This window comes from Mycobacterium sp., assembly GCF_040509115.1.
Lineage (GTDB): Bacteria > Actinomycetota > Actinomycetes > Mycobacteriales > Mycobacteriaceae > Mycobacterium.
In genome coordinates this window covers 1-18,521 of record NZ_JBEVLO010000425.1, presented here as the reverse complement: position 1 = coordinate 18,521, position 18,521 = coordinate 1, and the positions used below count along the sequence as shown (strand labels likewise).

The 18,521-nt window shown below is 67.5% G+C and carries 18 protein-coding genes and 2 pseudogenes; 15 read left to right on the top strand and 5 right to left on the bottom strand.

Features of this window, described 5'->3' with window-relative positions; translation table 11 throughout:
* A partial coding sequence (locus tag ABW137_RS29305; protein ID WP_526405322.1) for a phosphotransferase enzyme family protein occupies positions 1–914 on the top strand: 914 nt, incomplete at its 5' end.
* On the opposite strand, the gene ABW137_RS29300 is transcribed toward ABW137_RS29305, so the two are convergent.
* Positions 887–1,438, bottom strand: coding sequence for a DUF998 domain-containing protein (locus ABW137_RS29300; protein WP_526405323.1), 552 nt, complete (start codon positions 1,436–1,438; stop codon positions 887–889). The genes ABW137_RS29305 and ABW137_RS29300 overlap by 28 nt on opposite strands.
* Positions 1,439–1,476: 38 nt before the next feature.
* Positions 1,477–2,700: a PucR family transcriptional regulator gene (locus ABW137_RS29295; protein WP_526405320.1), complete on the bottom strand. Its 1,224-nt coding sequence runs from the start codon at positions 2,698–2,700 to the stop codon at positions 1,477–1,479.
* A gap of 84 nt (positions 2,701–2,784) precedes the next feature.
* On the opposite strand from ABW137_RS29295, the gene ABW137_RS29290 reads away from it, so the two are divergent.
* From ABW137_RS29290 to ABW137_RS29270, 5 genes are all read left to right on the top strand, one after another.
* Positions 2,785–3,885 (top strand): ferredoxin reductase, encoded by a 1,101-nt coding sequence (locus tag ABW137_RS29290; protein WP_526405319.1) that lies wholly within the window; start codon positions 2,785–2,787, stop codon positions 3,883–3,885.
* Between the two features lie 31 nt (positions 3,886–3,916).
* Positions 3,917–5,116, top strand: a complete 1,200-nt coding sequence (locus ABW137_RS29285; protein ID WP_526405317.1) for a fatty acid desaturase family protein — start codon at positions 3,917–3,919, stop codon at positions 5,114–5,116.
* A gap of 108 nt (positions 5,117–5,224) precedes the next feature.
* On the top strand, positions 5,225–7,018 hold the full coding sequence (locus ABW137_RS29280; RefSeq protein ID WP_526405315.1) for an N-acyl-D-amino-acid deacylase family protein: 1,794 nt from the start codon (positions 5,225–5,227) through the stop codon (positions 7,016–7,018).
* Positions 7,019–7,029: 11 nt separating this feature from the next.
* Positions 7,030–7,626, top strand: coding sequence for a TetR family transcriptional regulator (locus ABW137_RS29275; protein ID WP_526405313.1), 597 nt, complete (start codon positions 7,030–7,032; stop codon positions 7,624–7,626).
* Positions 7,619–8,449 carry an alpha/beta fold hydrolase gene (locus ABW137_RS29270; RefSeq protein WP_526405311.1) on the top strand — a complete coding sequence of 277 codons (831 nt, stop codon included), beginning with the start codon at positions 7,619–7,621 and terminating at the stop codon, positions 8,447–8,449. The genes ABW137_RS29275 and ABW137_RS29270 overlap by 8 nt, the downstream gene beginning before the upstream one ends.
* Here ABW137_RS29270 and ABW137_RS29265 read toward each other — a convergent pair.
* Positions 8,439–9,116, bottom strand: a complete 678-nt coding sequence (locus ABW137_RS29265; RefSeq protein ID WP_526405309.1) for a TetR/AcrR family transcriptional regulator — start codon at positions 9,114–9,116, stop codon at positions 8,439–8,441. The genes ABW137_RS29270 and ABW137_RS29265 overlap by 11 nt on opposite strands.
* A gap of 88 nt (positions 9,117–9,204) precedes the next feature.
* On the opposite strand from ABW137_RS29265, the gene ABW137_RS29260 reads away from it, so the two are divergent.
* Positions 9,205–10,191, top strand: a complete 987-nt coding sequence (locus ABW137_RS29260) for a quinone oxidoreductase family protein (RefSeq protein ID WP_526405307.1) — start codon at positions 9,205–9,207, stop codon at positions 10,189–10,191.
* 60 nt (positions 10,192–10,251) lie between these two features.
* Positions 10,252–10,611 carry a hypothetical protein gene (locus ABW137_RS29255; protein ID WP_526405305.1) on the top strand — a complete coding sequence of 120 codons (360 nt, stop codon included), beginning with the start codon at positions 10,252–10,254 and terminating at the stop codon, positions 10,609–10,611.
* Between the two features lie 39 nt (positions 10,612–10,650).
* Here ABW137_RS29255 and ABW137_RS29250 read toward each other — a convergent pair whose 3' ends face one another.
* The gene (locus ABW137_RS29250; protein ID WP_526405303.1) at positions 10,651–11,337 is read right to left on the bottom strand and encodes a TetR/AcrR family transcriptional regulator; all 687 of its coding nucleotides are present in this window, start codon (positions 11,335–11,337) and stop codon (positions 10,651–10,653) included.
* Between the two features lie 106 nt (positions 11,338–11,443).
* Here ABW137_RS29250 and ABW137_RS29245 point away from each other — a divergent pair, with 106 nt between their 5' ends.
* From ABW137_RS29245 to ABW137_RS29230, 4 genes and pseudogenes are all read left to right on the top strand, one after another.
* Entirely contained in the window at positions 11,444–12,580 is a 1,137-nt protein-coding gene (locus tag ABW137_RS29245) for a VOC family protein (RefSeq protein ID WP_526405301.1), read from the top strand.
* On the top strand, positions 12,577–13,515 hold the full coding sequence (locus ABW137_RS29240) for a fumarylacetoacetate hydrolase family protein (protein WP_526405299.1): 939 nt from the start codon (positions 12,577–12,579) through the stop codon (positions 13,513–13,515). Before ABW137_RS29245 ends, ABW137_RS29240 begins: the two co-directional genes overlap by 4 nt.
* Entirely contained in the window at positions 13,512–15,077 is a 1,566-nt protein-coding gene (locus ABW137_RS29235) for an FAD-dependent oxidoreductase (protein WP_526405297.1), read from the top strand. The genes ABW137_RS29240 and ABW137_RS29235 overlap by 4 nt, the downstream gene beginning before the upstream one ends.
* Before the next feature lie 49 nt (positions 15,078–15,126).
* Positions 15,127–15,306, top strand: a pseudogene (locus ABW137_RS29230) (cytochrome P450); the annotation flags it as partial.
* On the opposite strand, the gene ABW137_RS29225 reads toward ABW137_RS29230, so the two are convergent.
* The gene (locus ABW137_RS29225) at positions 15,303–16,244 is read right to left on the bottom strand and encodes an amidohydrolase family protein (RefSeq protein ID WP_526405295.1); all 942 of its coding nucleotides are present in this window, start codon (positions 16,242–16,244) and stop codon (positions 15,303–15,305) included. The pseudogene ABW137_RS29230 and the gene ABW137_RS29225 overlap by 4 nt on opposite strands.
* A gap of 102 nt (positions 16,245–16,346) precedes the next feature.
* Here ABW137_RS29225 and ABW137_RS29220 point away from each other — a divergent pair, with 102 nt between their 5' ends.
* The 3 genes and pseudogenes from ABW137_RS29220 to ABW137_RS29210 form a co-directional block, all read left to right on the top strand.
* Positions 16,347–17,504 carry an acyl-CoA dehydrogenase family protein gene (locus tag ABW137_RS29220; RefSeq protein ID WP_526405293.1) on the top strand — a complete coding sequence of 386 codons (1,158 nt, stop codon included), beginning with the start codon at positions 16,347–16,349 and terminating at the stop codon, positions 17,502–17,504.
* A gap of 4 nt (positions 17,505–17,508) precedes the next feature.
* Positions 17,509–18,270: an SDR family NAD(P)-dependent oxidoreductase gene (locus ABW137_RS29215; RefSeq protein ID WP_526405291.1), complete on the top strand. Its 762-nt coding sequence runs from the start codon at positions 17,509–17,511 to the stop codon at positions 18,268–18,270.
* Between the two features lie 47 nt (positions 18,271–18,317).
* Positions 18,318–18,521: pseudogene (locus ABW137_RS29210) on the top strand (hypothetical protein); the annotation flags it as partial.

Genomic DNA, 18,521 nt, shown 5'->3' with positions numbered 1-18,521 from the left:
TCTGGCGCGTCGACGTCGGCTCGACGCGCTACGCGCTCAAGGAGATCTTCGACGAGCCGCCCACCGAGTCGTCGATTCGGGTCGAGCTCGACTTCTGCGGTCGCGCAGCCGAACTCGGTGTGCGCATGCCCGCCAGCCATCCCGACCGAGACGGACACCATCTGCTCACCACACCGGCCGGCACCTGGCTGCGCCTCTACGACTGGATCGACCTGCGCCCGGTTCCCATGACGGCGCCCGAGACTCCGCAGCGGATCGGCGAGCTCCTCGCCACACTGCACCGGTGCGCCCCCGCCGAAGCCGCCGAGCCGAACGGCGGCGGGCCACCCGACCCCTGGTACGACACCCCGCCCGCCCCCGACGAGTGGTCGGCGGTGTCCACGTCACCGACGGCGTGGGCGCAGCGGCTCACCGAATGCTTGGCGTGGGAGCCGGCACTGAGGTCGACGGTGACTCCGACGGACCCCGCTCGAGTCGTGCTCTGCCATCGTGATCTGCACCCGGAGAACGTCTTCGTCGACCCGTCGGGGGCCTTGGTCCTGGTCGACTGGGACGATCTGGGGCCCGCCGAACCGGGCCGGGAACTCGCCCGCGCCCTTTTCGACTGGTGCTGCGACGACGCGCACACCGACCTCGATGCCGTGCGACTGATGGTCGACGCGTACCTCGGAGCCGACGGCCCCGGCGTCGTCACCGAGCTCCCGGACTTCTCGATGTTGGTGGCCACCAGATTGAACTTCCTTCTCTCCCAGTTGCTCGTCGCACGGGACCCCGCGGCGCAGCGGGCCCACCGGGAGTGGGCGAGACACGAGATCGACAGGTTCCTGCCCGCGTTCCCGACGGTGCGCCAGTTGACCGCGGTGCTGGCGGTGACCAGGGACTGCTGTCAGTCGCGCTCGCCACGCAGCAGCTGAAGCGCCGAGAGCATCTGCCAGCCGATGATCGTGTAGACCGACGTCCGCTCCCACACCGCGGCGGGCAGGACGGTCGGCACCGCACCTGTCGCGGCGGCGAGGACGACGAAGCTCGCCAGCCCGACCGTCGCGATCCCGATCGAGGAGAACCGATACCAACGCGCCGCACTCACCACGGGATGCCCCGCCAGGATCGCGGTGTTCCCGCCGACGATGGCGAGCACCGCGCCGCCGACGTGCAGCCAGCCGATGCCGGCGGGCCCGCTGGGCACGGCCGCGATCACCACGTTGCCGATGGCGTTGGCCGCAGCGCAGCCCACGAACCAGCCACCCGGTCCCGACCGCGTTGCCCGGACCAACAGCACCGTGCCCGCCAGGAACAGCGAGCCCTGTACCACGAACGCGGTGTTCATCACGTGACTCAGCGGCGAGTCCGGCCTGCCGAGGTCGCTGATGTAGGCGTGGGTGTACCGGTAGCCCGGAAGGGCCCGGGCGGCAACGTATTCCAGCACGGGATAGGCGATGCCTGCTGCCAGCCAGCATGCCGCCGCGCCACGGACGCTCAGCTCGGCGTCCTTTGCTCGCGCGGCGAAACCCCCAGCGCCACCGTCAATTCGAGGATCGTCTCGGGGTCGTTGAGACGGTCGCCGTACAGCTCGCGCAGCTGCGTCATCCGGTAACGCACCGTCTGCGCGTGGACGAAGAGGTCCGCGGCGACGGCGTCGCGCTGGCCCTGGTGGAGCAACCAGGACCGCAGGGTCTCGGCCAATCTCTCCGCGGTATTCGGTCGCAGTTCGGCGAGTGGCGCAAGGGCGTGCCTGCGCAGGTCGTCGGCCGCTTCCCGGTCGGCGGTGAGGACGAGCTCGACGAGGTGGTCGTCGGTGTCGATCACCTGATGGTCCGCGTCGTCGGCCACGTCGAGGTCCCGTGCCCGCAGGGCCCGCCGGTACGACGACTCGGCCTGCGCCCATGGCCGCGCAGGTCCGACCAAGGCTCGTCGGCCCTGCAATGCCGAACGCAGCTGGCCGCGGTGGCGGCCGTCCAGATCGGGGACCAACAGCACGGCCAGCGACTCCGACGGTTCGATTCCCGGCAGGTCCTCGGAGACCTGCAGCGTCGCCTGGCCGAACCGGGCCGCCAGACCGCGGGTTTGCGACTCGGCCACCACGACGGCCGTGAGGGAGTTGGGTGGATGCCAGTCGGCCTTCTCGGCGCTGGCCCGAAGGACCTCGGCCGGTTCGCCTGCGAGGAGTTGCCTGGCGAGGCGTTCCAGATAGCGCTGGCGCACCCGACCCGTCGTCGCCAATTCGTCGGCGTGCCCGGCAACGCTGGACGCCGACAGCTCGTCGATGAACGCGAACACCAACTCGGCGAACCGGGCCACCGTCTCGGCCGGCAGGCCGGCCTTGACCGCCGTCGCGGACAGCTCCCGCCACGCGACCCGGGCGCCGACCCGGTATGCCGATAGCAATGCGTCCATGGAGCGGCCCTGGCGGGCCTCGCCTCGGCCCAGTTCGTACGCGCCGTCCAGAGCCGGTGACAGCGTGGCCGCCGGATCGGAGTCGTGGGTTCGGAAGGCCAGCCGCAGGAAGGCGCCCAGAGCCATCTGCACGGCGTTCTCGATGGTCTGTCCCATCCGACCGCTGAATGCGCGGGTGTAGCTCGGCACCTCCGCCGTTATCGCGGTCACGGTGCGTTCGGCCATCCTTGGCAGCACGGCCTGCAGCTCGGCCACGACCTCTTCGGACAGATCGAGACCGCTGAATCGAAGGGCAGGCTCAGACAATCTATTCCTTGCGAACAAATCGGTGATGATCATTCACGCTTGATGACCAAGACTTTATACCTTCGTCTCAGCCAGAGTGGACGCATGACCACCACAGCACCCCGTCCGACCGCGGTCGGCGTACTGCGGGCGCGGGTCATCAAGTTCGCCGAGCGGGTGACCACTCCCCTGGTGCCCGCCGACTACCTCGACGTCATCGACCCACTGCGCTCCGGCGCCGACCTTCGCGGTCGCATCGTCGAGGTCCACCCCGAGACCCGTGACGCCGTCTCCGTGGTCATCAAGCCCGGGCGCGGCTGGCGTGGCCACACTCCCGGTCAGTACGTCCGCATCGGCATCGACGTCGACGGCGTTCGCCAATGGCGCGCCTACTCGCTGACCTCGGAAACCTCCCGTCCGGACGGCTGCATCGCGATCACCGTCAAGGCGATCCCCGACGGCAAGGTCAGTAACCACATCGTTCGCCGCGCCAAGCCCGGCACGGTCGTCCAACTCGATCAGGCTGCTGGCGACTTCACGCTCGGCACACAGGCCCCCGAGAAGATCCTCTTCCTCACCGCAGGCAGCGGCGTCACCCCCGTGATGGGAATGCTCCGCAACCTAGGGCCCCAGGGCCCAGAAAGCCCGGACGTGGTGGTCGTGCACTCGGCGCCCACGGCCGACGACGTCATCTTCGGCGGCGAATTGCGCATGCTGGCCCGTCAAGGCCGGATCCGGTTGGTCGAGAAGCACACCGACACCGATGGCATGCTCGACGTCGCCACGCTCGACCACCTGGTCGACGATCTCGCCGAGCGTCAGACGTGGGCGTGCGGACCGGCAGGCATGCTGGACGCCCTCGAAACCCGCTTCGAGGCCGATGGCATCGCCGACCGCCTGCACACCGAGCGCTTCCGCCCCATCATCATCACCGAGGGTGACGGTGGCGAGGTCACCTTCACCAAGTCCGGCACCGTAGTGGACGCCGGTAGTGCCGAGACCCTGCTCGACGCAGGCGAGGCCGCGGGCGTCCTGATGCCATCGGGCTGCCGGATGGGCGTCTGCTTCGGCTGCGTCGTCCCGCTTCGCCAGGGCGCCGTCCGTGACCTGCGCACCGGCGACGTCACCTCCGCCGCACCCGGCGACAACGTTCAAATCCAGACCTGCGTCTCTGCCGCCGCGGGTTCATGCGATCTAGACCTCTAACCAGCGAACTCATTGTTCCAAGGAGTCCAACATGACCACCGCTCGAATCGACACCAATCCGACCACCGCCCACCTCACGTCAGAAGACATCGAGAACCTGGGCCGCGAACTCGACGCCATCCGTGAGCAGATCATCGGTAGCCGCGGCGAGCGCGATGCCGCCTACATCCGCAAGGTCATCGACGGCCAACGCAAGCTCGAACTCGGCAGCCGCGCCGTGCTGCTGTTCTCCTTGTTCCCGCCGGCCTGGATCGTGGGCACCGTCGGACTGTCCATCTCCAAGATCGTCGAGAACATGGAGATCGGCCACAACGTCATGCACGGCCAGTGGGACTGGATGCGCGACAGCAAGATCCACTCCACCACGTGGGAGTGGGACAACGCCTCCCCCGCTGAGATGTGGAAGCACTCACACAACGAGGTGCACCACACCTACACCAACGTGCTCGGCAAGGACCACGACCTCGGCTACGGCATCATGCGCGTCAGCGAGGATCAGAAGTGGGTGCCCTTCTACGTCGCCCAGCCGGTGTGGAACTTCATCAACGCCTGCTTCTTCGAGTACGGCATCGCGGCGTACGACCTTCAGATCGGCAAGTACCTGAAGGGCCGCACCGAGAAGTCGGAGTTCCAGGCCAAGGGCAAGCGCGTGCTCGCCAAGATCCGCAAGCAGGCCACCAGGGACTACCTGCTGCACCCGCTGCTGTCGGGTCCGTCGGCGCTGAGCACCATCACCGCGAACATGACCGCCAACCTGGTGCGCAACCTGTGGACCCACTCGGTGATCATGTGCGGCCACTTCCCCGAGGGCGTGCAGACGTTCGAGAAGACCTCGATCGACGGCGAGACCCGCGGCGAGTGGTACCTGCGCCAGATGCTTGGCTCGGCCAACATCTCGGGTAGCAAGCTGATGCACTTCATGACCGGCAACCTGTCCTTCCAGATTGAGCACCACCTGTACCCGGACCTGCCCAGCAACCGCTACCAGGAGATCGCCCCGAAGATCCAGGATCTGTTCGAGCGCTACGGCCTGACCTACACCACCGGTTCGCTGCCCCGCCAGGTCGGCTCGGCGTGGAAGAAGGTCTTCAAGCTGTCGTTGCCGAACGACTTCAAGCTCACCGACCTCGCGCGCAAGGCCACCTCGGTGGTCGCCCCCGACGCCGTCACCCATGCGGTGTTCGGCAAGCCGGCGCCGGCCGTGGTCGACGCTGACGAGGCCGCCGCCTAACATCTCGCCTAGCGATTTCGGCGCGTAAACGTTCGCTCAGCGAGCGGTAGCGCGCCCGAATCGCACGAAAAGATTGTGAGCACTCGCAATCTTATGTAGGCTCCCGTCATGCCCTTCGACGTGATCGTTCGCAACGGATTGTGGTTCGACGGCACCGGCGCTCCGCCTCTCGTCCGCACGCTGGGGATCCGCGACGGCCACGTCGCCGCGGTCTCCGCGGTGCCGCTCGACGAGGCGGGCTGCCCCGATGTCATCGATGCCGACGGCAAGTGGGTGCTGCCCGGCTTCATCGACGTCCACACCCATTACGACGCCGAGGTTCTGCTCGATCCCGGTCTGCGCGAATCGGTCCGCCACGGCGTCACCACCGTGCTGCTGGGCAACTGCTCGTTGTCGGCCATCTACGCAGCCAACGAGGACGCCGCCGACCTCTTCAGCCGTGTCGAGGCGGTGCCGCGCGAGTTCGTCCTCGGCGCCCTCGACGACAAGAAGACCTGGACGACCGCGGCCGAGTACGTCCAAGCCATCGACGCCCTGCCGCTCGGCCCGAATGTGAGCTCCCTGGTTGGGCATTCGGATCTTCGGACCTCGGTGCTGGGACTGGGCCGCGCCACCGACGAGACCGTTCGGCCCACCCCCGCCGAGTTCGCGGTGATGACCACCAGGCTCGAGGAGGCGCTCGACGCAGGCCTGCTCGGCATGTCCGGAATGGACTCGGCGATCGACAAGCTCGACGGCGACCGCTACCGGTCCCGCGGGCTACCGTCCACCTTCGCGACGTGGCGGGAACGCCGCAAGCTCATCGCCGTCCTCCGTAGGCGCCGCCGGATCCTGCAGAGCGCCCCCGACGTGGCGAACCCGCTGACGGCGTTCTTGTTCTTCCTGTCCAGCAGCCGAATGCTCGGGCGCCGCAACGGCGTTCGGATGAGCTTGCTGGTATCCGCGGATTCCAAGTCCGCCCCCGGCGCGGCCAGAATCATGGGCATCGGTACCCGCATCCTCAACGCCGTCCTGGGCTCCAGCGTGCGCTTCCAGCATCTGCCGGTCCCCTTCGAGCTGTACTCCGACGGGATCGATCTGCCGGTCTTCGAGGAATTCGGTGCCGGCACCGCGGCGCTACACCTGCGAGATCAGTTGGAGCGCAACAAGCTACTGGCCGACACCGAGTACCGCCGCGAGTTTCGGCGTGAGTTCGATCGCCGCAAGCTCGGCCCGTCGCTGTGGCACCGTGATCTGCACGACGCCGTGATCGTCGAGTGCCCCGACGAGTCGTTGATCGGCAAGAGCTTCGGACAGATCGCCGACGAGCGCGGTCTACATCCGCTGGACGCGTTCCTCGACGTGCTCGTCGACAACGGTGAACGCAACGTCCGGTGGACCACGGTCGTCGGCAATCACCGTCGCCCCCAACTCGACCGGCTCGCGGGGGAACCCACGATCCACATGGGCTTCTCGGACGCCGGTGCCCACCTGCGCAACATGGCGTTCTACAACTACGCCCTACGCCTGCTCAAACGCGTCGTCGACGCCGACCGCGCCGGACGTCCCTTCCTCACCCGGGAGCGTGCGGTGTACCGGCTGACCGCGGAGGTGGCGGACTGGTTCGGCCTCGACGCGGGCACCCTACGCCAGGGTGACGCCGCCGACTTCGTCGTGATCGACCCTGCGGGCCTTGACGATTCGGTCGATGGGTACCACGAGGAGAAGGTGCCGTTCTACGGCGGCCTGAGCCGCATGGTCAACCGCAACGACGACGCCGTCGTTGCGACCGCGGTCAACGGTCAAGTGGTGTACCGCGGCGGCGAGTTCCGCGACGGGTACGGCAAGACCGCAAAGTCGGGCAGGTTCCTGCGCGCTGGCGCAACCCCACGCCGGGTCCTCGACGTCGCCGCGAAGGTCTGAGGGTTTCTGACGTGGCACGCACCCAGCAGCAGCGGCGTGAGGAGACCGTCGCGCGGTTGCTCGACGCCAGTGTCGCCACCATCATCGACGTGGGTTACGCCCGTGCGTCTGCCGCGGTGATCACCAGCCGGGCCGGGCTCTCGGGTGGGGCCCTGTTTCGGCACTTCGACACCATGGGCGACTTCATGGCGGCGACGGCGCACGAGGTGATGCGCCGTCAGCTCGACGCGTTCAGCAAGCAGGTCGCCGAAATCCCCAGTGACCGCCCCGCTCTCGAGGCGGTGCTCGACATCCTTCGGGACATCACCGGCAACGAGACCAACGTGGTGATGTACGAACTCCTGATCGCCGCGCGCACCGACGAGAGGCTGCGCGACACCCTGCGCGACGTTCTCAAGGAGTACAGCGCACGGATCTTCGACACCGCCCGGGCGCTCCCGATGGCCGACCAGTACCCGGAAGACGCGTTGGCAGGCGTCGTCGCCATGCTGACCAACACGTTCGACGGCGCGGCGATCGTGCGGCCGGTACTCGAGCACCCCGACATCGAGGCGGGACGCATTCCTCTGCTGCTGGCGTTGCTGACGGCGGGCGGACGCGATGACTGATCGGATCCGCGTCTTCACCAACGCGGGGTTCACCTTCCCCGTCACCGACGAGGGTCCGATCGACGGCGAGATCGTCGTTCTCCTGCATGGCTTCCCACAGACGTCGAAGTCGTGGACGCCGGTCTGCGAGCGCCTGCACGGGCACGGCTACCGCACGGTGACGTTCGATCAGCGCGGCTACGCACCCACTGCGCGACCCAGGGGGCGCTTCGCCTACCGAATCAGCGAACTCGTCGCCGACGTCGCCGCGTTGATCGGCGCCATCGGCGAACCGGTTCACCTGGTCGGTCACGACTGGGGCGCCCAGGTCGCCTGGACCACGGCCGCCCGGCACCCCGAACTGCTCGCGTCGCTGACCGCGGTATCGGTGCCACACCCGAGGGCATTTCTCGGCTCCCTCGTCAGCAGCAGTCAGCCGCTCAAGTCCTATTACATGGCCCTCTTCCAGCTCCCGTGGTTGCCCGAGGCGCTGCTCGACCGCTACCCGAAGCTGGTCGACCGGCTGCTTGGCGACAGTGGGATGGACGCCGACGCCTTGCGTCGGGTACACGAGGACGTGATCGCGACGGGCGCGATGGGGACGGCGATCAACTGGTACCGGGCGATTCCGTTCAGCACGCCGAGGTACCTCGGGAGGGTCGCGGTGCCGACGACCTATCTGTGGAGCACCGGCGACGTGGCGTTGGGCAGGCGCTGCGCCGAGCTGTGTGAGCGCTACGTCACCGGCCCGTACCGATTCGAGGTCACCGGCGGCTCGCACTGGCTCCCCGAGGAACAGCCCGACCTCGTCGCCGACCTCGTCGTCGACCGCGTCAAGGGTTAGCTCGGGACGATTCGCCGCGGAGTGTTGTGCCCAGCACCATCTGGCGGATCAGGCGACGGAGCTCCTCGGAGAAGTGCGTCGCCGCGTGGCCCCAGGCGGGGATCTCCGCATAGATGGAGGCGAGGACCGGGCCAGGGTGGGCGACCTGCCACAGGTACGCCGTGAGCGCCAACGTCGACGTCAGGACGTCCTGAGCCGCGGGCACATCCAGGCCGTCCGATGCGGCCGCCAGGGTTTCGGCCATGTCGGCGTACGCCCCGAAGGCCGTGGTCTTGAATTGCACTGCGCGGCCCCGATTCACTCCGTCTTCGAGGGTCAGCGGAGCGTGGGTGATCAGATCGCAGAACAGCGGTTGCTCGATCAGTGCGTCGACGACGGCGTCCGCGACGTCCGTGGCGGAGAGTGCGGTCCGCTCCCGGAGGCGTCCGACGAGCGCGTCTCGCCACGCGCACCACCCGCGCTCGGTGAGTTCCAACAGCAACTCTTCCTTCGACTCGAAGTAGCGCCGCATCGCTGACGGATGAAGCCCGGCGGCCGCGGTCACCTCGGCCAACGTCACTGCTCCGACGCCGTCGCGGGTGGCTAGCTCCTCTGCGGCGGCCAGGAGGTCCAGCCGCCTCTGACGCTTCGCCCCTTCGGAACGCGCGCGCTGCGAGCCCACTGTCACGTCATCACGTTACCGCAACCCCCTTGCGTTATTCCGCATAAGCTGTCATGGTTTAACGCACGTCGATTGCGCTAACATGGGAGAGCTGATGCGAGCGATACAAGCAGTCCGGTACGGCGGGCCCGAGGTCCTCGAGGTGGTCGAGTTGCCGGATCCGGTTCCGGGCCCAGGCCAGATCTCGATTGACGTGTCGCACGCGGCGGTGGGACTCATCGACTTGTATCTACGGCGGGGCCAGTTCGCGGACCGCGACGGGTTGCCAAAGCCTCCGTACGTCCCCGGCCTGGAGGTCGTCGGTACCGTCCGTGCGCTTGGAGACGACGTCGACGGTTTCCGGATCGGCGAACAGGTCGTCACGCTCTCGGTGAGCGGCGAGGGCGGGTACGGATCAATCTCCGTCTGCGATGCACGGCTCGTGGCATCCATCGATGGCTCCGGGATCGACCCGGTGCTCGCGGTGGCAGCCCTGCCGAATGCCGTGACCGCCCAGCTCGCCCTTACCATGGTCACCCATCTCGCGCCGGGCGAGAGCGTCCTGATCCACGGCGCGCTCGGTGGGTTAGCGGCGGCATTCGCGGGCATGGCGCGGGCACTTGGCGCCGGACGCGTGGTGGGTACCGTGCGTCGCAAGTCACTTCAGTCCGCCCAGGTGTCACAACTGCCCTACGACACGACGATTGCCGCCGAGGACTTCCCCGGCACTCTCGACGGGGAGCGCTTCGACGTCATCGTCGACCCCGTCGGTGGAGCGTTGCGCACGGCATCGTTGGACGCCTTGGCCCCACTGGGACGGCTGCTGTTGGTTGGCAACGCCAGTGACGAATGGGACAACGTGGTCGACACCAACAGCGTGTGGACCAGAAACATCGCCATTGCCGGGTTCTCCGTCGGCACGTACCTTCCCGCCCATCCCGCACTCGCGGCACCGGCCGCCAATGCAGCCGTAGGAGCCATCCGGGACGGACTCCTCAACCTCGCCGTCGACGTCTTGCCCCTTGCCCTAGCCGGCGAGGCGCATCGTCGTCTCGAACAGGGTCCCGTCAGCCGCCGAATCGTGCTGACCCTGGACGGCTAGCCAACGGAGCGCTGCGTTGTAAATTCCCTGTTACGCCCATGTTGCGCCTACAGTGTGATCATGAACGACAGGATGGTGTTCACCGAGGTTGCAGCGCTACGCGCGGATACGTCGCGGCCGGTCGTATCGGTGGCTGCGCTGGAGGTCCACGTCCGTGCGGTGTGCCATCTAGCGCACACCACCCGGGCGCAATTCCTCGACGATGCCAGCCTCGACGAGATCGCGTCCGGATACGTGACCACGATGGCGGCCATCGAGCTCTGCCTCGCCGGGTGGTGGCGCCGTCTCGACGGCGGGTACCTGATCGTCGACCAGGAGCTGATCGACGCCCTCGCGCAGCCTCAGGCGCGGCGACGACTCGGTGCCGCCGTTCGCCGGTTGTGGACGGCACTCAACAGTGAGAGGTTCATCCCGCTGTAGCTCCCGTGTGCGGTCGCGGCGCCGGCTGCCAACGAACGTTCAGGCCGCCGAACCGGATTGGCCGACCGCGCCGATGTCGGGAAGCGGCTGCTGACACAGGCGACGGGCTTCGTCGGCGGGCATGCCGAGCACCACGAGGACGTGCGCGGTCACCTTGTCCGCGGCGTCGGCGTCGTCGCGGTCCGGCTCGTTCTCGAGTAGCTGGCCGAGGCCGAGAAGGGCACCGCCGACGACGGCCATCGCCAGTGGGACGTCGTCGACGTGAAACCGGCCGGCCGCGACGCCGGCGACGATGTCGCGGCGGGCCCTCGGCGCTACCCCGCGATCCGAGGACAGCAGCTTCAGTCCGCTCGACAGCAGGACCCTGCTCTCCTGGGGACGCCTGCGGAACAGCCTCCCGGTCAGGCGGAAGCTGCAGGCGAACGCCTCGGCCGGGTCGTCGAGTGACTTGGTGAACTCGTCGAGCAGGGCGCCGTGCACGTCAAGGACCTCGGTGAGTGCCGCGTCGAACAGCTCGTCCTTGCTGTCGAAGTGGTTGTAGAACGACCCCATCCCGACGTCGGCGGCCTGGGTGATCTCCAGAACCGGGACGTTGAGCCGTCCCGCCGCGATGAACGTCTGCGCCGCGGCGATCAGCGCCGCCCGGGTGCGCTGCTTGCGTCGCGTCAAGCGGTTGGGTGCGTCAGCAGTCTCGTCGGTCACGTCGACCTCTCTCCCTTCCGGCATTCGACTGATTCTAACGGCCCCTCAATTATGAGGAATTCGTCAGACAGCTTGACTGAGGATTGCTGCGCATGTGACGATTTCGTCAGATACGGAGAGCGGAGGCACCATGACCGACACCGTCGGCGCCCACCAAGACCTGCACAGCGAACAGGGTGCCCGCCACGACGAGCACCCAGGCCGGTCGACGAATCCGCTGGTCAAGGTGCAGGACATCGCCTGGCTGGAGTTCGAGAAGCCGGACCTCGTCCGCTCGGAGGCCTTCGCGCACGCCTTCGGTTTCGCGACGGTGCTGCGGACCGAGGACCAGCTCCAGTTGCGCGGTACCGACGCCGCGGCCCCCTGCCTGATCGTGCGCAAGGGCACCAGATCCCGCTTCGTCGGGTTCGCCTTCACCGCGACCGACGAACTGGACGTCATGCGGTTGGCCGACGCCATGGGAGCCCCGACCCGCGTGCTGCCCGAGAGCATCGGCGGCCTCGCCGTCGACCTGGTCGACCCCAGCGGTGTTCCGGTACGTGTCATCGCGGGCACCCACGATCTCGCGCCCCTCCAACCACAGCCTCCGCAGGTACTCAACTTCGGCCCGAACACATTGCGCACCAACGCCACCCAACGCCCAGCCCGCATCCCAGCGCGCGTGCAGCGACTGGGCCACGTGGTGTTGCAGAGCACCAGATACGTACAGGCGTTGAACTGGTACCTCGACAACCTCGGCATGATCGTCAGCGACTTCCTCTACTTCCCCGGCCAGCGCGACCTCGGTCCGGCGATGAGCTTCATCCGCTGCGACCGTGGCGACACCCCCGCCGATCACCACACGCTGGCCATGGCGTTGGGCCCCCGCAACCGCTACGTGCACTCCGCGTACCAGGTCGCCGACCTCGACGCCTTGGCCGCCGGTGGTGAATATTTGCGCGAGCGCGGATACCGCCGGTCATGGGGCATCGGCCGCCACATCCAGGGCAGCCAGATCTTCGACTACTGGCGCGACCCGGACGGCTTCCTCGTCGAGCACTTCACCGACGGAGACATGTTCGACAGCACGTTGGAACCCGGCTGGGCAGCCTTCACGGCCTCCGGATTGGCGCAGTGGGGGCCACCGGTGACGAAGGACTTCCTCGGCATCGCTCCCGGCCGGGAGTCGATCGACGAACTGCGGTCGATGCTGGCCGCCGTTCGAGACCAGGACAACGAATTCACCCTCACCCGCCTCGCGGGCCTGATGAAAGTAGCGAGCTCATGACCACCACCGTCCTCCGCACCGCCGACGCCTGGTACGTCCAGACCGACACCGGCGCCGTGAAGATCGACACGACCGCGGTGACCACCCGTCAACTGCTCGGTGACCGAGCCGCCATCGCCGAAGCCAGCACGGGCACGGGTGGCGTCCCCGTCGAGACGCTCGAACTGGTGTCGCCGGTCACCGCACCGTGCCGCGTCGTGGCCCAGATGACGAACTACGTCTCGCACGTCAAGGACTCCGGCATGGACCCGGCGACCATCCCACTGACGTTCTTCCGCAAGGCATCCGGATCGATCAACGGTCCGACCGATGACATCGTCAAACCGGACCACGTTCGCTTCATGGACTACGAGGTGGAGATCGGCCTGGTGTTCGGCAAGGACTTTCCCGTCGGCACCACTGTCACCGAGTCGAATCTGCCGGACTACATCGCAGGCCTCGTCGTCTCCAACGACGTGTCGGCCCGCGACGTTCAGCTGCCGAAAACCCAGTTCTACGAAGCGAAGTCGTATCCGACGTTCACCCCCGTCGGTCCGTCGCTGGTGTTGCTCGACGCTGCCGAACTGCAGCGCTTCGGCGATCTGCGCCTGCAGCTGACCGTGAACGACGAGGTGCGGCAGAACTCCGTGGTCGCGGGCGACATGATCTACCGGCCGCTGCGCGCGCTGCAGGAACTCACGCGGTTCCAGCGGATGGACGTCGGCGACCTGCTGCTGACCGGGACCCCGGCCGGTACCGCCCTCAGCGCTCCGCCCAAGCCGATCGAGATCATCGGCTCCCTGCTGCCACCCGCGCTGAAGTGGAAGTCGTTCTTCAAGAGCCAGGCCAAGAATCCCAAGTACCTGCGGGAGGGCGACGTCGTCGAGGCCAGCGTGGCGACCGACGACAAGGCGATCGACCTCGGCACCCAGCGCGCGGTGGTCCGCTACTCGTGAGCGCCGAGGGCCCGACACGCGTTCCCGTCGTCATCATCGGGGCCGGTCCCACCGGGGTCACCGCGGCGACGCTGCTCGCCCAGTACGGCGTCGACTGCCTGATTCTCGACCGGTGGTCACAGGTGTACCGGCAGCCTCGCGCCGTGCACCTGGACGACGAGGTGTTCCGCATCCTCGCCCGGTTGGGCATCGCCGACGAATTCGAGGCGATCTCCCGGCCCGCTCTTGGGCTGCGCCTGGTCGACGCGAACATGACGGTGCTCGCCGAGTTCGCTCGCGATACACGATTGAGCCGCAACGGCTTTCCCCAGGCGAACATGTTCGACCAACCCGATCTCGAAGAACTACTGCGGGCCAACCTGGAGAACTACCCGCGGGTGGAGCTACGGGGCGACGTCGAGTTCACCGACCTCGTCGAGGACGGTGACGGGCGCGTCCGCGTCAGCTACGCCGACCGCACGGATGGAAGTGAGCACACCGTCGTGGCCGACTACGTCCTGGGTTGCGACGGAGCCAATAGTGTCACCAGGACCCGAATGGGTTCCCGCATGCAGGATCTCGGCTTCGCGCAACGTTGGTTGGTGGTCGACGGCGCCACCACGGCGGATCTGAACCAGTGGGATGGCGTGCACCAGGTGTGCGATCAAGTGCGTGCCGGCACGTACATGCGCATAGCCGACACCCGCTACCGCTGGGAGTTCCGACTCCTCGACGGTGAGACCGTTGCCGACTTCGACACTCCCGCCAAGCTGGCGCCGCTGCTCAAGCCATGGATCGACGGCACTCCCTGCGACGATGTCGAACTCGTCCGAGTCGCCGAGTACACCTTTCGCGCTCAGCTCGCCGACACCTGGCGCCGCGGCCCGGTCTTCCTGCTTGGCGACGCCGCGCACCTCACCCCGCCGTTCATCGGGCAGGGCATGGGAGCCGGAATCCGCGATGCGATGAACCTGGCGTGGAAGCTCGCGGGTGTCCTCGATGGGAGCCTGCCCGCCGAGGCCTTGGACACCTACCAGCGGGAACGAAAGTCGCATTCCCGGAGCCTGATTCACGAGGCGCTTGGCGTCGGTCGGGTGATGACGTCCGGCGGTCAGCTCGGCAGCCTGGTGAGGCGCGTCGCGCTGCCGCGGCTGCACCGCGTTCCCGGTGTCAGCGCCAGGATCCTGGACAGCGGGACTCCCGCGCTGCGGCGGTCGGCTCTCAATCACACGACCCGGATGCCGTGGCACCTTGCGGGCACGCTGTGCCCGAACCCCGTCGTCGACGGGGACGAGCGCCTCGACGCCCAACTCGGGCGTGCCTTCGGCGTGATCACGTCGACGGCTCCCCGGCCCATGGACCGAGCCTTGATCGCGCGGCGCGGCGCCGTGCTGCACCTTGCCGCCCCCGGCACCGAGTTGGCTCGGTGGCTGCACCGCGGCCACGCCTCGGCCGCGATCGTCCGGCCCGACCGGACCGTCATGACGGCGGGCCGCGACCTCGCAGCGCTGTGCGACGTCCTGCCCCGATCCTGCCCAGCCCCGTCCCGTGAGACCGTCGTCCCGACGAGACCCACCCCATGATGAAGACGCCTGACGGCGTGCCCGTCTACCGCGAGAACGTCTACGGTGCTTCGGCAACGGTGCGCACGCGTGCGCGGGCCAAGGCCTGGCGCGGCTGGAGACCACGGCTATGCTCACCGCGTTGACCCAGCGGGTCGACCGCATCGAGCTGACCGGAACTCCAACGTGGGCGATCAACAACGTCATTCGCCGCCACGAACGCCTGCCGATCAAGCTGGTCGGCGCCTAGCCCAGTAGCCTCTCGGCGTTGGCGGTGGTCGTCGCCCGCCAGTCGACGTTCTGCTGCTCGAGCACGTGCACCTGGTGGGCCACCCCCATGGCCGGCGTCCAACAGAAGTCACTGCCATAGAGCAGCTGGTCCGACCCGACCACGTCGACGAGCGCCTTCGCCGGAGCAGGGAACGGCGTGCCGGCGAGGTCATACCAAAACCGTTGCAGCTGTTCCCTGGTCGTCAGCGTGGACCGTTCGCGGCCGTGCGAGCCGGAGAGCAGGGCACGGAACAGTTCGATCCTGTCGACCACGACGGACAGCGTCGCGCCGCTGTGGGGGATCACGAAGCGGATGTCGGGGTATCGGTCTTGGACGCCCGCAAAGATCAGGTCGGTCACCGTCCTAGTGGTCTCGAACATGAACTCCAACATCGGTCTCGGTCGGCCCAGCGCCACCGCCTCGGTATTGGGCGGCGACGTCGGGTGCTCGAACACGATGGCGCGGCGCTGATTCAATATCTCCCACAGCGGGTCGAGGGCGGGGTCACCGAGGTACTGCCCCGCGCTGTTGCTCATCAGGACGACACCGCGCGCTCCGAGTCGGTCGATGGCGTGGGCCGCCTCGTCGGCGGCCGCCTCGACACACGGCAGGGGAACCGAGGCGAAGAAGTCGAACCGATCGCCGTGGTCGGCCACGACGTTCGCCGCGAACTCGTTGACGTGGCGTGCGAGATCGGCGGCGGCTCCGTCGTCACCGAAGTGCACCCCTGGCGAGGAGATCGACAGGATCGCGCGGGCGATCCGATTGTCGGCCATCAGCGCGAGGTGATCATCCACCGTCCAACCCGGCCATCCCGGCATGCCGTCGGGGTTGGTGATGCCTGCGGCCTTCGCCGCTTCGACGTACCGGTCGGTCAGGAAGTGCGCGTGAACGTCGATCAGGGCTGGGTCTGCCATGGCATCACCGTAGCGGTGACGCGACGGCGCGATTCCAGGTACGCGACGCCTCATATCGCGGGACTGTGCGCCTCGCCGAATCGGACGGAGTAGAAAGCAAGCATGCGTAGAACCGTGTACGACGACGACCACGAAGCCTTCCGCAAGACGCTCCGCGACTTCATCGAGTCGGAGGTCGTGCCCGTGTACGACGACTGGTACGCCGCTGGTGTCGTCCCCCGCGAGTTCTACTACAAGCTGGGCGAACTCGGGGTCTTCGGCATCGAGGTCGCCGAGGAGTACGGCGGCGCGGGCATCGCGTCCTACAAGTTTCAGGCCGTCCTCTCGGAGGAAACCAACCGCGCCGCAGTCGCATTCGGCGCATCCGGGGCCCATGTGACGCTCTGCCTGCCCTATCTGCAGGCCTACTCGACCGACGAGCAGAAGAAACGCTGGCTCCCCGGCTTCGTGTCGGGCGACATCATGTTCGCCATCGCCATGACCGAGCCAGGCACCGGATCGGATCTGGCAGGCATGCGGACCACCGCCAAGCTCACCGATGATGGCAAGCACTACGTGCTCAACGGCGCGAAGACGTTCATCACCGGCGGCGTCCTTGCCGACCGGATGATCGTCGCCGCGCGGACCGCGCCACCCCGCGAGGACGACCGCCGCTACGGACTCTCGCTGCTGGTCGTGGACACCACGCTGCCCGGTTATTCAGTGGGCCGCAAGCTCGACAAGCTCGGGTTGAAGGTGTCCGACACCGCGGAGCTGAACTTCACCGACGTGATGGTCCCCGCCGAGGATCTGCTCGGCGAGGAGAACCGCGGCTTCTCCTATCTGGGCAACAACCTACCCAGGGAGCGCCTGGGCATCGCCGTCAACGCCTACGCCCAGGCCAAGGCCGCCGTGCGGTACGCCAAGCAGTACACCCAGGACCGCACCGTCTTCGATCAGCCGGTCGCCAGCTTCCAGAACACCAAGTTCGAGCTCGCCGCCTGCCAGGCCGAGGTGGACGCCAGTGAGGCCGTGATCGACCGGGCGTTGGAGGCCATCGACAGGGACGAGCTGACCGCAGCGGACGCGGCGTCGGCCAAGCTGTTCTGCACTGAGGTCGCCTCGCGCGTGATCGACCGCTGCCTGCAACTGCACGGCGGCTACGGCTACATTACCGAGTACCCGGTGGCCCGGCTCTACGCCGACAGCCGCGTCAACCGCATCTACGGTGGAACCAGCGAGGTGATGAAGTTGATCATCGCAAAGAACATGGGGCTGTGACCCGATGGCGTTGATGGACATGTTCCGACTCGACGACAAGGTCGTCATCGTCACCGGCGCGTCATCCGGTCTGGGAGTGGTGTTCGCGGACGCCTGCGCGCAGGCAGGGGCCGACGTCGTCCTCGCCGCCCGCCGTGTCGAGAAGCTCAGCGACACAGCCGAATGCGTGATGGCGGCCGGCAGACGGGCGTTGATCGTGCAAACCGACGTTACCGATCCCGACCAGTGTCAGGCCATGGTCGACCGCGCCGTCGAGGAGTTCGGCCACGTCGACGTGCTGGTCAACAACGCCGGTGTGGGGACGGCGGTGCCCGCGTTGCGCGAGACGCCCGAGGAATTCCGCGCCGTCGTCGACATCAACCTGCACGGCGCCTACTGGGCAGCGCAGGCCTGCGCGCGGGTAATGCAACCGGGCAGCTCGATCGTCAACATCTCCAGCATCCTCGGGCTCACCACGGCGGGCCTGCCGCAGGCCGCGTACAGCGCCAGCAAGGCCGCGATCGTCGGGCTGACTCGAGACTTGGCCCAGCAGTGGGGATCTCGCAAGGGCATCCGCGTCAACGCCATCGCGCCGGGATTCTTCAAGTCCGAGATGACCGACCAGTACAAGCCGGACTACCTCGATTCGCTGAAGTCCCGCATGGTGATACCGCGGATGGGCGACCCCGCCGAGTTGGCCGCCTCGCTGGTCTGGTTGGCCTCGCCTGCAGCCGGTTACGTGACGGGACAGACCATCGCCGTCGACGGTGGCGTCACCATCACGTAGCGCAGCGCCCGCCAGGATTTGTCAGACCCCGGTGCGATGATGGTGTCATGTCGTCGACGGCAACCGATTCCGCTCCTGCCGGGGTGGGCCCGCAGGAACGTCTCGAGGTGTTGTTCGAGGAGTTGGCCGAGCTGACCGGCCAACGCAACGCCACCGACGCCCGCATCGTGGACATCATCGCCGAAATCGACCGCGACGGCATCTGGGGCGCCACCGGATGCCGCTCCATCGCCGCGCTAGTGGCCTGGAAG

Excerpts from the sequence above, each read along its gene's own strand:
- ABW137_RS29290 (WP_526405319.1), top strand. The coding sequence starts at position 2,785 with ATGACCACCACAGCACCCCGTCCGACCGCGGTCGGCGTACTGCGGGCG.
- ABW137_RS29285 (WP_526405317.1), top strand. The coding sequence starts at position 3,917 with ATGACCACCGCTCGAATCGACACCAATCCGACCACCGCCCACCTCACG.
- ABW137_RS29280 (WP_526405315.1), top strand. The coding sequence starts at position 5,225 with ATGCCCTTCGACGTGATCGTTCGCAACGGATTGTGGTTCGACGGCACC.
- ABW137_RS29270 (WP_526405311.1), top strand. The coding sequence starts at position 7,619 with ATGACTGATCGGATCCGCGTCTTCACCAACGCGGGGTTCACCTTCCCC.
- ABW137_RS29260 (WP_526405307.1), top strand. The coding sequence starts at position 9,205 with ATGCGAGCGATACAAGCAGTCCGGTACGGCGGGCCCGAGGTCCTCGAG.
- ABW137_RS29255 (WP_526405305.1), top strand. The coding sequence starts at position 10,252 with ATGAACGACAGGATGGTGTTCACCGAGGTTGCAGCGCTACGCGCGGAT.
- ABW137_RS29250 (WP_526405303.1), bottom strand. The coding sequence starts at position 11,337 with ATGCCGGAAGGGAGAGAGGTCGACGTGACCGACGAGACTGCTGACGCA.
- ABW137_RS29245 (WP_526405301.1), top strand. The coding sequence starts at position 11,444 with ATGACCGACACCGTCGGCGCCCACCAAGACCTGCACAGCGAACAGGGT.
- ABW137_RS29240 (WP_526405299.1), top strand. The coding sequence starts at position 12,577 with ATGACCACCACCGTCCTCCGCACCGCCGACGCCTGGTACGTCCAGACC.
- ABW137_RS29225 (WP_526405295.1), bottom strand. The coding sequence starts at position 16,244 with ATGGCAGACCCAGCCCTGATCGACGTTCACGCGCACTTCCTGACCGAC.
- ABW137_RS29220 (WP_526405293.1), top strand. The coding sequence starts at position 16,347 with ATGCGTAGAACCGTGTACGACGACGACCACGAAGCCTTCCGCAAGACG.
- ABW137_RS29215 (WP_526405291.1), top strand. The coding sequence starts at position 17,509 with ATGGCGTTGATGGACATGTTCCGACTCGACGACAAGGTCGTCATCGTC.